The organism is Microbulbifer sp. SE14, assembly GCF_059834885.1.
In genome coordinates this window covers 18182-33736 of the sequence record NZ_JCBAJA010000018.1, presented here as the reverse complement: position 1 = coordinate 33736, position 15555 = coordinate 18182, and the positions used below count along the sequence as shown (strand labels likewise).

Genomic DNA, 15555 nt, shown 5'->3' with positions numbered 1-15555 from the left:
ACGCTTGCCGGTGGATGCGCTTGACGCTTATCCATCCTACGATTTGCTAATCCCGAGTCTAGGTTGGGCTGAGCTCCGCGAAGCCCAACAACCTGCCGGAGCCATGTTGGGGTTCGCAAAGCTCACCCCAACCTACACGCTATTCGAGTCCCGAGTCCCGAGTCCCGAGTCCCGAGTCCCGAGTCCCGAGTCCCGAGTCCCGAGTCCCGAGTCCCGAGTCCCGAGTCCCGAGTCCCGAGTCCCGAGTCCCGAGTCCCGATCAAATCGCCGGCACCTGCTGCAGCAGCCGCGCGATCACTTGGTCGGCGGTGACGCCGGCGGCCTCGGCTTCGAAGCTGAGCAGCAGCCGGTGGCGCAGTATGTCCGGGGCCACGTCCATCACGTCGTCCGGGGTGACGAAGTCGCGGCCGGCGAGCCAGGCGCGGGCGCGGGCGCAGCGGTCCAGGGCGATGGTGGCCCGCGGGCTGGCACCAAAATCTAGCCAGGAAGCCAGCTCGCTGTCATACTTCGCCGGCTCGCGTGTAGCAATGACAAGTTGGACAGTATAGGTCTCCACCGCCTCCACCATCTGCATCTCCAGGATCTGCTGGCGGGCGCGGAAAATGGTTTCCTGGCTGATCACGTCGGAAGGGCGATTTTCGCCAAGGCTTGCCTCGGATCTGGCCAGGCGCAAAATTTTCGCTTCCGCGTCGGCACCCGGATAGGCAAGATTCACCTGCATGAGGAACCTGTCCAATTGTGCCTCCGGCAGCGGATAGGTCCCTTCCTGTTCTATAGGGTTTTGTGTCGCCATCACCAGGAATAATTCCGGCAGCGGATAGGTCTTGCGACCTACGCTGATCTGGCGCTCGGCCATGGCCTCCAGCAGCGCCGACTGCACTTTTGCCGGCGCGCGGTTGATCTCATCGGCCAGCACCAGGTTGTGGAACACAGGCCCGGGCTGAAAATGGAACTCTCCGGTTTCCGGTCGGTAGATATCGGTGCCGGTAATATCCGCCGGCAACAGGTCCGGCGTAAATTGGACGCGATGGAAATCACCCTCAATAGCCTCGCCCAGCGTTTTGATTGCCTTGGTTTTGGCCAGTCCCGGGGCCCCCTCCACCAACAGGTGGCCGTCCGCCAGCAGGGCGATCAGTATGCGGTTGACCAGGGTCTCCTGGCCGATAATCTGCTCACCCAGCCAATCGCCCAGGGCGATGATGCGTTCCCTGGTATTCCGGTTCACTTCCATTTCCATAGCGCTAGTGTCTGTCCTGTTGGTGTCACTTCTGTTGCGAATTGTGCCGTCCCCGTCCGGCCGGGCGGCTATCTATCATCTTTTATATATAGTCGCCGCCGGCCGGGCGGCGCGTGTTGATTTTAGCGGCGTCCGCCGGAGAGGCAACCGCCGGGGCAGCCGGTAGACCCCCATGGTTGTGCAAAGTTCAACCAGTCGGGGCCGGGTAAAGGGCGAGAACCCGGCAGGATTTTAATTTTCCGCTTCGGTCAATACACCGGAGCGGGGACAAAACGACGGCATTTTCGGATCTGCCGCAGGCAAGACCGATAGGAAAAGAATGAATTTGGGAGGTTCTCCGTGAATATGGCGACGGTAATCACCGACAGCCGCGAGGAATTGGTGGAGCAGGTCAGAGTCCTGATCCGGGACAAGCTGGCGGAACAGGCAGGGCCGGTAGTGGCCTTTGCCGAGCAGTTCCTGCACCAGTATCCGCTGGAAGACCTGGCCGGGCGGCGCCTGGCCGACATCTACGGCTGCATCTACACCTGGTGGAACTTTATCCAGCAGCGCCCGGCAGACAAGCCCAAGGTGCGGGTGTTCAACCCGCGCCTGGAGGACGACGGCTGGGAGTGCTCCCACACGGTGGTGGCTGTGCTGCAGCGGGACATGCCCTTCCTGGTGGACTCGGTGCGTATCGAGATCAATCGCCGCGACACGGTGATCCATTCGATCAAGAGCACGGTGATGCACCTGCAGCGCAGCAAGGGCGGCAAGCTGCAGAAGTTGCTGCCGCGCCACCACGGTGTCGAGAGCGAGGTTGATGAAGATGTGGCTGTCTCCAGTGAGGCGCTGATCTATGTGGAGATCAACCTGGACACCTCGCGGAGCTTCGCCGCCGACCTCACTGCGGCGCTGAAGGATGTGCTCGGCGACGTGGAACTGGTGGTGGACGACTATGTGCCCATGCTCGACACCTGCAGTGCCATGGAGGACCAGTTGCATACGGGCCTGGCCGGGGACGATGCCAACCTGCAGGAGGCCTGCGCCTTCCTGCAGTGGATGCGCGACGGCAACTTCACCTTCCTCGGCTACCGCGAGTACGAGTTCTGCCAGCAGGGCGACAGGAAGATCCTCTGCGAGGTGGAGAACCGCCGCCTGGGCATCTTCAAGAAGCTGGAGGAACCGGCGGAGCCGACCCCGGAGGCCGCCTTCAACGAAGGCAAGCAGAAGTTCTACCAGGGGCCCAACTTCCTCACCTTCGCCAAGTCATCGGTGAAGTCGCGGGTGCACCGCGCCGCCTATTCCGACTATGTCACCATCAAGCGCTACAACGCCGACGGCGAGGTGATCGGAGAGTCGGCCTTTATGGGGCTCTATACCTCGCCCGTGTACACCGAGAGCCCGATCAAGATACCGATCATCCGCCGCAAGATGGCCTCGATCATGGAGTCCAGCGGCCTGGCACCCCACAGCCATGACGGCAAGGCACTGCGCCGCATCCTCGACACCTTCCCGCGGGACGAGCTGTTCCAGAGCAGCACCCAGGAGCTGTTCGACACGGTGATGGGTGTGCTGTCGATGAACGAGCGCGCCCATATCCGCCTGTTCATGCGCCGCGACCCCTTCGGCAAGTTCGTCACCGCCACCGTGTACGTGCCGCGGGAACAGTTCAACAGCAGTGTGCGCGAGCTGATCTGCGCGCATATCGCCAAGGCCATCAAGGCCAGGGAATCCGATTTCACAACTTATTTTTCCGAATCCATTCTCGCGCGGGTGCACTTCGTGTTCCGCGTCTCCCCGAGCGAGCCGGTGGATATTGATGTGGCGCGACTGGAGGCGCAAATCGTGGACATTACCCGCTCCTGGGAAGACGTATTCCAAAAATCCCTGATCGAAAGCCACGGCGAAGAGGAGGGCAACCGCCTCTACAGCGTCTACGGCCGCGCCTTCCCCGCCGGCTACCGGGAGGATTTCGAGCCGCGCATCGCGGTGCAGGATGTGGCGGCCATCCAGGACCTGGATGAAAGGAACCGGGTGGCGATGAGCTTCTACCAGCCGGTGGGGGCCGCCGCCGGCAGCCTGCGCTTCAAGGTGTTCAACTGGGGCAGCGGCCTGACCCTGTCCGATGTCATCCCGGTGCTGGAGAACCTCGGCCTGCGGGTGATCGGCGAATTCCCCTATACGATACGTCCCAGCGGTGCCACCGATGTGTGGATGCACGAATTCCACCTGGAGTTCGGCCTGCCCACCCGCGTCGACGCCCAGGCCTCCCGCGGCCTGTTCCAGGACGCCTTCGCCGCCATCTGGAGCAATGTGGCCGAGAGCGATGCCTTCAACCGCCTGGTGCTGGCGGCGCGCCTCAACTGGCGCGAGGTGTCCATGCTGCGCGCCTATGCCCGCTACCTGAAGCAGACCAAGTTCAGCGCCAGCCAGGGATATATCGCCGCCACCCTGGCCAACCACGTGGAGATCACCCGCAACCTGGTGGCCCTGTTCCGCGCCATGTTCGACCCGCGCATCAGCAGCGCCAAAGGGGAGGGCCAGACCCGCGTCGAGCGCCTGATCAAGAAAATCCACGAGGGCCTCGACAGCGTCGACAACCTGAACGAGGACCAGGTGATCCGCCGCTACCTGGAGCTGATCCTGGCCACCCTGCGCACCAATTTCTTCCAGGCCGCTGCCGACGGCGAGCCCAAGGACTACATCTCCATCAAGTTCAGCCCGCGCAATATCCCCGGCATCCCCGAGCCGCGCCCGGAGTTCGAGATCTTCGTCTACTCGCCGCGGGTCGAGGGCGTGCACCTGCGCGGCGGCAAGGTGGCCCGCGGCGGCCTGCGCTGGTCGGACCGCCTGGAGGACTTCCGCACCGAGGTCCTGGGCCTGGTGAAGGCACAGGCGGTAAAGAACGCGGTCATCGTGCCCAGCGGCGCCAAGGGCGGCTTCGTGGTGCGCCGGCCGCCGGCGGATGGCAGCCGCGAGGCGATGATGGAGGCGGGCATCGCCTGCTACCGGACCTTTATCCGCGGCCTGCTGGATATCACCGACAACCTGAAGGACGGCGAGGTGGTGCCGCCGGAGCAGGTGGTGCGCCGGGACGAGGACGACCCCTACCTGGTGGTGGCCGCGGACAAGGGCACCGCCACCTTCTCCGACATCGCCAACGGCATCGCCGCCGAGTACGACTTCTGGCTCGGCGACGCCTTCGCCTCCGGTGGCAGCCAGGGCTACGACCACAAGAAGATGGGCATCACCGCCCGCGGCGCCTGGGTGTCGGTGCAGCGGCATTTCCGCGAGATGGGCGTGGATGTGCAAAAGGAGGACTTTTCCGTTATCGGCATCGGCGATATGGCCGGAGATGTGTTTGGCAACGGCATGCTGCTGTCGGAGCACATCTGCTTGAAGGCGGCCTTCAACCACCTGCATATCTTTATCGATCCCAACCCTGACGCGGCGGCCAGCTTCGCCGAGCGCAAGCGCCTGTTCGAGATGCCGCGCTCCAGCTGGATGGACTACGAGCAGAAGCTGATTTCCAAAGGCGGCGGCATCTTCGAGCGCCGCGCCAAGTCCATCAGGATCACGCCGGAAATGAAGGCCGCCTTCGGCATAGAGGCGGACCAACTGAACCCGAATGAGTTGATCAGCGCGCTGCTGCGCGCGCCGGTAGACCTGATCTGGAATGGCGGCATCGGCACCTACGTCAAGGCCAGTAGCGAGTCTCACGCCGAGGTGGGAGACAAGTCCAATGACGTGCTGCGGGTCAACGGCAGTGAGTTGCGCGCCAAGGTGTTCGGTGAGGGCGGCAACCTGGGCATGACCCAGCGCGGGCGCATCGAGTTCGCCCTCGCCGGCGGCCGCTGCAACACCGACTTTATCGACAACGCCGGCGGCGTGGACTGCTCCGACCACGAGGTAAACATCAAGATTCTCCTCGACAGGGTGGTCGCCAACGGCGACCTCACCGAAAAGCAGCGCAACCAACTGCTGGAGGAGATGACCGATTCCGTGGCCGAGCTGGTGCTGCATAACAATTACGACCAGACCTGCGCCCTGTCGGTGGCGGAATACGAGGCGCCGGCGCGGCTGGATGAATACCGCCGCACCATCAACGCGCTGGAGAGCGAGGGGCGTCTCAGGCGCAAGCTGGAGTTTATCCCCGACAATGAGCAGCTCACCGAGCGCGAGAACAAGGGCCAGTACCTGACGCGGCCGGAACTCTCGGTGCTCATCTCCTATGTCAAGGTGAAACTGAAGGAAGAGCTGCTTGGCGCCGGGATCATCGACGACGCCTATGTGCGGGAGTCGGTGGAGTCCGCGTTCCCGGCAGCGCTGGTGGCCCGCTACCGCGAACTGGTACATGACCACCCGTTGCGCCGCCAGATAGTGGCCACCCAGGTGGCCAACGAACTGGTCAACAGCATGGGCATTACCTTCTACCATCGCATCAGCGGCGCGACCGGGGCGGACATCGACAGTGTTGCTGCCGCCTATATCAGCGCCCGCGACGTCTACCTGATGCCCGAGTTCCAGCAAGAGGTGGCGGCAATGGACTACCGGGTACAGGCCGGGCTGCAGATAGAATTGTTGAACTCCATGATCGGCCGCGTGCGCCGCGGCACCCGCTGGTTTATCCGCAACCGCCGCAAGGACCTGGAACCGGCGCAAAACCGCGAGCTGTTCCGGGAGTCGGTACAGCGGGTGTTCAAGGCGCTGCCGGACGTGCTGTGCGGCGAGCCGCGGCGGGAGTGGGAAACCCGTTACCACGAGCTGCAGGAGGCGGGCGTGCCGGAGCCGGTGGCCCTGATGGCCGCATCCACGCCGCTCTTCTCGGCCCTGAGCATCTCCGAATCCGCCCGCCTCAGCCAGCGCCCGGTGGAGGAGGTGACCGCGGTCTATTTCCGCCTCGCCGACGCCCTGGAACTGAACTGGTTCGGCAACCAGATCATCGCCCTGCCGGTAGAGGACTTCTGGCAGGCACAGGCCCGCGAGACCAGCATGGACGACCTGGACAGCCAGCTCTCCACCCTGGCGGTCAACCTGCTGCGCCTGGCTGGCGATGCGGATCTGGACCTGGATGGTGCAATGCCCCGCTGGAGCGCTATCATGGCGCCCGCGATCCAGCGCTGGAACAGCATAGTCGCCGAACTCAAGGCGGCGCCGGCGGCGGACTTCGCCATGTTTACCGTGGCGCTGCGGGAACTGATGTACCTGGCCAGCGCCACGGCGGATCAGGAGTCCCTGGCGGAGTGATCCGGCTCCGCTCCTGGGCTTCAGACCCGCCGCTTTAGAGAAGCGGCTTATGGCCGCGATCGGACTATCGGGATGTTCCCGACATCGATCGCGGCCATGGGCCGCTCCTACAAGGCATTGCAAAAAACGGATTAAGGAAAAAATGTACGAATACCTGCGCAAGGCCCTGTTCGCGCTCGACCCTGAGCGCGCCCACCACCTGTCCCTGGACGCCATAGGCGCCGCCGAGCGCCTGGGCCTGATTTCCCTGTTCAACAAGCCGGTGGCGAACGACCCGGTGGAGCTGATGGGCCTGACCCTGCCCAACCCGGTGGGTCTGGCCGCGGGCCTGGACAAGAATGCCCAGGCGTTCAACGGCCTGGGTGCGCTCGGCTTCGGCTTTGTCGAGGTGGGCACCGTGACCCCGCGCCCCCAGCCGGGGAATCCGCAGCCGCGCCTGTTCCGCATCGAGGAGGCCGACGCGATCATCAACCGCATGGGGTTCAACAACCTGGGTGTGGATTACCTGGTGCAGCGGGTCAGGCGGCGCCGCTACGGCGGCGTGCTCGGCATCAATGTGGGCAAGAATTTCGATACTCCGGTGGAGAGGGCGGCGGACGACTACTGCCTGTGCATGGACAAGGTGTACCCCTATGCGGACTACATCACCGCCAATGTCTCCTCGCCGAACACCAAGGGGCTGCGCGACCTGCAGTTCGGCGAGAGCCTGAATCGCCTGCTGGACGCCATCAAGGAAAAGCAGCAGCAACTGGCCCAGAGTTGCGATCGCTATGTGCCACTCGCAATCAAAATCGCTCCGGATATCGAGGGCGACGCCATCGCGCAGATAGCTGAAGCATTGCGCGAATTCGGGATCGACGGCGTCATCGCCACTAACACTACCATCGACAAATCCTCGGTGGCACACCTGCCCCAGGGCAACGAGGAGGGCGGCCTGAGTGGTCGGCCGCTGCGGGAGAAATCCACCCAGGTGATTGCGCAGTTGGCAAAGGAACTGCGCGGGCAGATTCCGATCATCGGGGTGGGCGGTATCTTCGATGGCGAGAGTGCGGCGGAGAAAATCCGTGCGGGGGCCACTGCAGTGCAGATCTATACCGGGTTTATCTACCGCGGCCCTGCAGTAATCAGGGAGGCGGCGGAAGCCATATCCCTGTTGCGCCGGCAGAAGTGATGGGCAAAGCGCAGCGTGCCCATCAACCGGAATTCAGGCGGTGCTCCAGCCGTCGGGATGGTGAACGTCGGTGGTCACCGCGCGGTAGGTCTCAAGCTTCTGCGCTGTGGTTGAACCTCCAAACCCGCTCCAGTAATCCTCTCGGCCTTCCCGCCAGCCATTGACCCACGCCTGATGAAGTTCACCACTTTCAAAGGGGCATCTCTCAATGGCTTTGTTCTGCGTGGCGGCGAGGTAACCTTTGTAGAAGGCTCTTTCGGACTGGTTACGTTTTTGGCGTTTCATCGTATGCAGTACCTCTTGGTCTCTGTGCATCGGCGGCAGAGCCGCGATTTCCGTTGATTAATGTTTTTTTACACCTGCATTCCTAAGCTTAGTGAATCTTTCAATTGGATTGCCACGCCACCCTCTTTGTCCCCTTTCTTGATTACAAGGGTATCGTGGGGCCTGGTGAATTAAAAAAGCGCTCACCGCGACGCACTGTTTCATTCGCTGAGCCGCCGCTTGCCGAGGCGATCGGCCTGGCTGGCTCCTCAAAGCTAACGGTAATGAGCGCAGGCTTCAGTAGAGCAAAATGCGATTAATGTGTGAACGAACACTTTTGTCTTAAGGTGGCGCCTGATAGAAGAATTGTGTATAGGCTTGGGGCTTGATAGTTATCCTTGCGCCAGAATAGAGAATTCTGTGCCCCCTGCGAGTGAGTAAAAGATTTTGACCGAACAGCTGACCGAACAACTGGCGTTTACCGCCACCTGCCCCAAGGGCCTGGAGGGCCTGCTGGCCGCGGAATTGCGGGATCTGGGGGCCGCCGGGTTGCGTGAGCAGCCGGCGGCGGTGCATTTCTCCGGCTCCCTGGCACTGGCCTACCGCTGCTGCCTCTGGAGCCGCCTGGCCAACCGCATACTGCTGCGCCTGGAGCAGGTGCGCATCGGCAACGCCGAGGATCTCTATCGGGCGGTGGCGGCCCAGCCCTGGGAGGCGCATATCAACCCATCCGGCAAGCTGTGGCTGCAGTTCTCCGGCACCAACCGCGAGATCCGCAACAGCCAGTTCGGCGCCCAGAAGGCCAAGGATGCGATCGTCGACCGCCTGCGCCGCCAGAGCGGGGCGCGGCCGGTGGTGGACAGGCAGAACCCGGACCTGACCGTGGCCCTGCGCCTGCAGCGGGACCGGCTGGACATCGCCATAGACCTGAGCGGCGACAGCCTGCACCGGCGCGGCTACCGCACCCATATCGGCGCCGCGCCGCTGAAGGAGAACCTGGCCGCGGCCCTGCTGCTGCGCGCCGGCTGGCCACAGGTGGCCGCGGACGGCGGTGCGCTGCTGGATCCCATGTGCGGTTCGGGCACCATCCTGATCGAGGGTGCCATGATGGCCGCGGATATGGCGCCGGGGCTGCTGCGTGACAGCTTCGGCTTCGAGCGCTGGTTGAACCACCAGAGCGACATCTGGAATGCCCTGCGTGAGGAGGCCCTGGAGCGCCGCCGCGTCGGCCAGGAAAAGGAACTGCCGGAAATCCGCGGCTACGATGCCGATGCCAAGGTGCTGTTCGCGGCCGAGGCCAATATCGCCCGCGCCGGCCTGGAGCGCCAGGTACGGGTCAGCTGTCGCCCGGTGGCGGCCTTCAAGGTACCCAGCCACCGCGAGATCAAGCCGGGCCTGGTGCTGACCAATCCCCCTTACGGCGAGCGTCTCGGTGAGCAGGAGGCGCTGCGGGAGACATACGCCGAGCTGGGGCGCCAGTTGAAGAAGGAGTTTCCCGGCTGGCTCGCCGGTATCTTTACCGGCAATCCCGAGCTGGGCCACGAGACCGGTCTGCGCTCCCACAAGCAGTACCAGCTGTACAACGGCAGTATCCCCAGCCAGCTGTTGCTGTTTCATATTCGCGAGCAGTCTGTGGAGGCGGCTGCGGGGGAGGGCGGCCCGAAGCTTTCTGCCGAGGCGGAGATGGTGGCCAACCGCCTGCGCAAGAACCTGCGCACCACCGGCAAGTGGGCGAATCAAAATGGCATCGATTGCTACCGTCTCTACGACGCGGATCTGCCCGAATACGCGGCGGCGATCGATATTTACAGGTCCGTGGAGGGGGTGCCCTATGTCCATGTACAGGAGTACCGGGCGCCGGCCAGTATCGATGAGAACAAGGCGCGCACACGGCTGCGCGACCTGGTGCGGGCGGTGCAGCTGGTGCTGGAGACCCCCCAGCGCAATATCAGCATCAAGGAGCGCCGGCGTCACAGCCACAAGGGTGGCGGAAGCCAGTACCAAAAACAGAAGGAGTCGGCGGAAGCTTTCTGGATCAACGAGTACGGGGCCGAGCTGGAGGTGAACCTCTGGGCCTACCTGGATACGGGGCTTTTCCTGGATCACCGTCCGGTGCGCCGCTATCTGCGTGAACAAATGCGCGAGCGGGCCGGCGGCAAAAAATTCCTGAATCTCTTCTGCTACACCGCCACCGCGACAGTGCAGGCGGCACTTGGGGGCTGTGAGCAGAGCACCAGCGTGGATATGTCGAAAACCTACCAGGCCTGGGCCGCGCGCAATTTCCGCCGCAACAACTTGGACCCCTACCGGCACCAACTGGTGGAGGCGGATTGCCTGCAGTGGCTGGAGTCGGCGCAGCAGAACCGCCGCGGCCACTACGACCTGATCTTCCTAGACCCGCCGAGTTTCTCCAACTCGGCGAAGATGCGCGGCGTGCTGGACATACAGCGGGATCACGCCAGACTGATCCGCCAGTGCATGACCCTGCTGGCCCCCGGGGGCACCCTGGTGTTCTCCAACAACCTGCGCAGTTTCAGGATGGATGAGGAAATAAAGGCGGAATTCTCAGTGGAGAATCTACAGCTGCTGGACAGGGATTTTCAGCGCAACCCGAAGATTCACAATGTGTGGAGGATTCAGGCTTAAATGGTGCGCACGGCGCACCCTACGCCAGCGTGTTGGGAATTGCTCCGCCGGCAGTGATCAGTGGCCGATGATCGGAAAGTAGGGTGCGCCGCGCGCACCAATTCGAAGTTCTTCAATAATTTCTGTGTCGTCAATCGTTTGATCATCGACCAGCGGCGGGAAAGGTTCGTGTCTTCAGCAGGCAGAGTCCAGAATGCAGTGCAGATGATTGGGCAGTAGCACCCATGCGTCTATGGCGAAAGGAAATCTGAAGCGCGTTTCGCGGATTGCGTTGCGCAAGGCTCCGCGAAACTCGGGTGTAACCAGAAGCCGCCGTCTTTGAAAAGTTGCCAGGGTGAAAAATAGCAATGGCCGTCGGCATAGCGCCGGTAGTTGGACATCCGTGTCCTCCCCGTGATTAGTTGGTGCGCACGGCGCACCCTACGTCGAGCCCGCTGCAGTTATTCAAGCTCCATTACGACGCGGAAGCCCACCTCCTGGGACATGGTGTTCGCGTTCAACCCCTCGCGGTAGTCGGAGCTGACATTGTCGAGGGGGGAGCGCATGGAGCCTCCGCGCACGGCGCGCAGATTGCAGTTGGTGGTGACCAGCGGGCGGGCGTCGCTGCGGCGCTCGCTGTAGCCGTCGGCAAAGCAGTCCTGCACCCACTCGGCCACATTGCCGGCGGTGTCGAAGAGTCCGAACGGATTTGCCCGGTAGTGGCCCACCGGAGCACTGCTCGAGGTGAATAGACCGTTGAATTCGCTCGCGCAGCCGCGGCGGCAGTTGGCCTTGCCGCGGGGCTTGTCGCCGCCCCACCAGAAGGGGTGCTGGATGCCGCCGCGCGCGGCGTATTCCCACTCCGCCTCGCTGGCGAGGCGGTAGCGCTTGCCGGTCTCCTCCGACAGCCACCGCACATAGTCCTGGGCGTCGTGCCAGCTGACATTGATCACCGGCCTGTCGCCGCGGCCCCAACCGGCATCGCCGGGCAGGGCGGCGCCGGTGGCGTCCGCGTAGCGGTCGTAGTCGTCGAAGGTGATTTCGTGGGTGGAGATGGCGAAGGCCCTGTCGATGCTGACCCGGTGCGCCGGGCTGGCGACAGCGCGCCTGTCGTTGCCCATCCTGAAGCTGCCACTCCTGATTGCGATCATCTGCGGGCCGCGGCCGCCGGACGCCAGGGAGGAGCGGATTTTCTTGCCGTGGTACCAGGCGCGCTCCAGTTTGACCGGCAGCGTCAGATCGCTGTCTTCGATGGCGATCCAGCGGCGCACCGTGGTGTAGCCGGGCTTGCTCACTTCCAGGTCGTAGCTGCCCGGTTCCAATCGGATGCCGGGCTTGTAGCGGGGATTGATGTTCATGATGCGCACCCGCGCATCGCGGGGCCGGGGGCGCACCGTGAGTCCGTAGACTTCCGGCTGGGGCTCTTCCGCTTCGGCAACCGCGGCTTCTTCGCTGCCGGTACTCGCGGCTTCTGTCCTGGTGAGGGGCTCGATCGCGACAATTTCTGCGGACGTTTCGGCGGGCGGTGGAGCGACTGGCGCCGGCTCGGCCCGGGAAGGCGGTGGGCTGTCGGTCGCGGGTGCCTGCTGATCGATCAGCGGCACGGTCGCGGCCTGGGCCGGTATTTCCCTGGATTGGGTTTCCGCCGCCGGCGCGCCTTGCGCTGTCTCGGCAGGGATGGAAGCGCTGTCTGCCGGCAGCAGCAGCTGCGCGGTGAAAGTGCGGGCGCTGTTCAGCAGCGGGTATTCGGACTGCCACTGCAGCTTGAAGCTGATCAGGCTGAACAGCAGCCAGCCGAAGGTAGCGGAGACGGTTACCAGGCTGCCGAACAGCCACTGGCGCCGCTTGCGCTGGGGTGCCTGCTGGATCACCTGGTGGATGCGCATGATGGTTTCCTGCTCCGCGCGCGGGTGATTCTCATTCAGCGGCTTGTCGCGCCAGCGGGCCCAGGCGCGAGCCAACTGGTCGCTGATGGTGCCGTAGAGGGTCAGGAGCAGGGCGCGCAGCAGGCTGGAGACACGCACCGAGGTGTTGTTGAGCTGGGTGGTCTGGGCAGCGGGCTTGCCGGCCAGGGCGGCGAGCAGCTGATCGATGGCGTCCACCACGTCCAGGCCGCGCTGGAAGCGGTGCTCCGGGTCCTTGGCGAGGAAGCGATCGATCAGGTTCTGGTACAGGGAGTGGCGCGCCGGCAAGCGGGGAATCGGGTCCGTCAGGTGCTTGATGGCGATGGCCACCGCCTCGTCCGCCTGGTAGGGCACGGCACCAGCGAGCATCTCGTAGAAGACCACACCGAGGCTGTAGAGGTCGGCGCGCCCGTCGATGGCTGCGCCGCGGGCCTGCTCGGGGCTCATATAGTGGGGCGTGCCCACCACCATGCCGGTGCTGGTCATGCGGGTGGTGCGGGCCACGGCCCGCGCCACGCCGAAATCCGTCAGCACCGCCGAGCCGTCCTCGCGGAAGAGGATGTTTTCCGGCTTCAGGTCCCGGTGTACATAGCCCTTGCCGTGGGCGTGATCCAGCGCCATGGCGATCTGGCGGGCGACGTTCAGCGCCTCCAGCGGATCCATGACGCCCTTCGCCAGCCGGTCGGATACCGAACCGCCGGGCATGTAGTCCATGGCGATATAGTTGAGGCTGCGGTAACGGCCGATATCGTGGATGCCGACGATATTGGGGTGTGACAGCTGGCCGACGATGTTGGCCTCGCGCTGGAAGCGTTCACTGAAAATCGGGTCGGCGTTCAGCACCGGCGACATCACTTTCAGTGCCACCTGGCGGCCGACGCTGCGCTGGATCGCCAGGTAGACGGTGGACATGCCGCCCTGGTTGATCTTCTTCAGTATCCGGTAACCGGGGATTTCCAACGAGGTATTGCTGGTGCTGACGACTTCCATCAAACCCTTTCCCTTGAATCAGAGTGCGCCGAACAGCTTGGCAGCGGCAGCGAAGACGGCGAGCAGTCCCAGCGCGCCCATGAGTAGCAGTATTTTGCCGCTCGCCCGCAGTCTTTGCGCGGAAGCCCTTAGCGCACCACCTGTGCGGGAAGTCCAGTTTTCAGCACCCGCTGGCGTCGGAGTCGGCGCATCGACGACCTGCACGGTGATATTGTCCTTGCCGCCGGCATCCAGGGCTGCGGCGATCAGCAGGTCCGCGGCGCGGCGGTTGTCGCTGTTTTCGGCGAGGATGCTGGTGATCTGTTGCGGCTCCACCTCGGCGCTGAGGCCGTCGCTGCACAGCAGCAGTCTCTGTCCCGGCGACCAGGGTGACGAGACGCGGTCGATTTCCAGCTTGGGATTGGTACTGCCGCCGATACAGCGGGTGATCACGTGGCGGTTGGGGTGGTTGGCGGCCTCCGCGGAGTTGATAGCGCCGGAATCTACCAGCATCTGCACATAAGAGTGATCGACCGTGAGCTGCTTCAACTGGCCACTGCCTTCGCCCGGGGTCCAGAGATAGGCGCGGCTGTCTCCCACCCAGTAGACATGGAAGTAGGCGCCGTCTTCGGCCACCACCACGGCGGTGGATCCCATATTGGCGGTGTTCTGCTCGTCGCCGAGCAGCAGTGCGTGGGCCCGCTGCAGGGCGCGTTCATAGTGACGGTCGGTGGCGGCGGAGCGCTGTATCTCCTCCACTACCGTCTTGCTGGCGATCTCGCCGGCCTGGTGGCCGCCCAGGCCGTCCGCCACCACCCAGATACCGCGCTCTTCGTCGGCCCAATAGGCATCTTCGTTCTGTTCGCGTTTGTAGCCGGGGTGGGTGGCGCCCGCGCTGCGCGAGCTTACGCTGGTGTGCTGGATTGTCCCGCTGTGCCGCGATACTTCGCGTACTTTGGCTTCACTCACGTGCGTGCAACTACCTGTCTTTATTCTGATTTGCCCGACGCTTCGGCGGATATCCGCCGCGGCCGGTGGCCTCGTCCTTGTGGAACGGCCAATCCCTGTTGTTCATTGCTCACGGGCCGGCCGCTGTTGATTCTCGCGCATGTCGATATTAGAGCGCGCAGCCATTGTAAGCTGCAAACCGAATCACACGCTAACGAAAATCCCCGTGATAAACTCGCCCCCATCGAGAACAGAGACAATAACAAGGCGGTACTGCACAGGCTGCCACAACCAGGGTCCGGTGACCACAGCTCCCGGACGGGTAAAGGAAACTGCTCCATGCTCAAACTTTGCGACCTGAAGGACGCCAGCCAAAGCGTGTGGCTGGTCGCGCCCAAAGTAACCATCGGGCGCGCCGCCAGCTGCGATTTAACCATTGCCGATGAATCCGTGGCCAAGCTTCACGCCGAAGTGACCGTCGAGGGGGATCTGCTGACACTGCACAATCTGACCGATTCCGGACAAATTTTGCTCAACGGCAGCCCGGTGCAAGGGAGCTGCGGGTTAAAACTCGACGACCAACTGCAAATCGGTGGGCGCACCCTGAAGGTCGTGGACCCGAAGGTGACCAGACTCAAGGCGGCCACTCCCGCCGGCGGTGTTGCCTGGGCCCTGAGGGCCAACCACCCGGCCATCGCCGGCAAGGTCTTTCCGGTCAGGGAGAGCAGCGTGGTAGGGCGTTCCGACGAGTGTGATATCACTTTTTCCCTGTCGCACCTGTCCCGCCGCCACGCGCGCCTGGAGGTGCGGGAGGGGCTGCTGTTCGTCACCGACCTGGGCTCAGCCAACGGCACCTACCTGAACAACAGGCGCATCACCGAAACCCGTGTGCGCCGCGGCGACGAGCTGCGTTTCGACACCCTCAGCTTCAGCGTGGTGGGCCCGGCGGACGACCTGGATAAAACGACGGTGCGCCCGGCGGTGACCATTCCCCAGGCGCGGGCGGCGGGCCAGGAGAGCCGGGGGGCAGGCGACAGGCCGCAACTGGTCTCCACCTCTGAACCGACGCGGGAGAGGCGCAAGTACGAGGGCGGCGGTGAGTTGGCGGATGGCGGCAGCAGCGCCTGGATCTGGATGGGCGGGCTGCTGCTGGCCGCGGGCACCCTGGGTTTCTTCTGGGCGCGCAACCAGGGGCTCATCTGATCGCC

Annotated in this window: 8 protein-coding genes; 4 read left to right on the top strand and 4 right to left on the bottom strand. The window is 63.7% G+C overall.

Going from position 1 to position 15555, the window contains the following annotated elements:
- Positions 1-259: 259 nt before the first annotated feature.
- Positions 260-1231, bottom strand: a complete 972-nt coding sequence (locus tag AC6R19_RS13595) for an AAA family ATPase (RefSeq protein ID WP_500580439.1) — start codon at positions 1229-1231, stop codon at positions 260-262.
- 351 nt (positions 1232-1582) lie between these two features.
- Here AC6R19_RS13595 and AC6R19_RS13590 point away from each other — a divergent pair, with 351 nt between their 5' ends.
- Both AC6R19_RS13590 and AC6R19_RS13585 read left to right on the top strand, forming a co-directional pair.
- Positions 1583-6466 carry an NAD-glutamate dehydrogenase gene (locus AC6R19_RS13590; protein WP_500580438.1) on the top strand — a complete coding sequence of 1628 codons (4884 nt, stop codon included), beginning with the start codon at positions 1583-1585 and terminating at the stop codon, positions 6464-6466.
- Between the two features lie 142 nt (positions 6467-6608).
- Positions 6609-7637: a quinone-dependent dihydroorotate dehydrogenase gene (locus AC6R19_RS13585; RefSeq protein WP_500580379.1), complete on the top strand. Its 1029-nt coding sequence runs from the start codon at positions 6609-6611 to the stop codon at positions 7635-7637.
- Positions 7638-7670: 33 nt separating this feature from the next.
- Here AC6R19_RS13585 and rmf read toward each other — a convergent pair whose 3' ends face one another.
- On the bottom strand, positions 7671-7922 hold the full coding sequence (gene rmf, locus AC6R19_RS13580; RefSeq protein ID WP_500580378.1) for a ribosome modulation factor: 252 nt from the start codon (positions 7920-7922) through the stop codon (positions 7671-7673).
- 438 nt (positions 7923-8360) lie between these two features.
- Between rmf and rlmKL the strand changes: the two genes are divergently transcribed.
- Entirely contained in the window at positions 8361-10547 is a 2187-nt protein-coding gene (rlmKL, locus tag AC6R19_RS13575; protein ID WP_500580437.1) for a bifunctional 23S rRNA (guanine(2069)-N(7))-methyltransferase RlmK/23S rRNA (guanine(2445)-N(2))-methyltransferase RlmL, read from the top strand.
- Between the two features lie 440 nt (positions 10548-10987).
- Here rlmKL and AC6R19_RS13570 read toward each other — a convergent pair whose 3' ends face one another.
- Together AC6R19_RS13570 and AC6R19_RS13565 are read right to left on the bottom strand one after the other, a co-directional pair.
- Positions 10988-13420, bottom strand: coding sequence for a bifunctional serine/threonine-protein kinase/formylglycine-generating enzyme family protein (locus AC6R19_RS13570; RefSeq protein ID WP_500580377.1), 2433 nt, complete (start codon positions 13418-13420; stop codon positions 10988-10990).
- A gap of 18 nt (positions 13421-13438) precedes the next feature.
- Positions 13439-14368 carry a PP2C family protein-serine/threonine phosphatase gene (locus tag AC6R19_RS13565; RefSeq protein ID WP_500580376.1) on the bottom strand — a complete coding sequence of 310 codons (930 nt, stop codon included), beginning with the start codon at positions 14366-14368 and terminating at the stop codon, positions 13439-13441.
- Positions 14369-14686: 318 nt separating this feature from the next.
- Here AC6R19_RS13565 and AC6R19_RS13560 point away from each other — a divergent pair, with 318 nt between their 5' ends.
- Positions 14687-15550 (top strand): FHA domain-containing protein, encoded by an 864-nt coding sequence (locus tag AC6R19_RS13560; RefSeq protein WP_500580375.1) that lies wholly within the window; start codon positions 14687-14689, stop codon positions 15548-15550.
- Positions 15551-15555 lie beyond the last annotated feature (5 nt).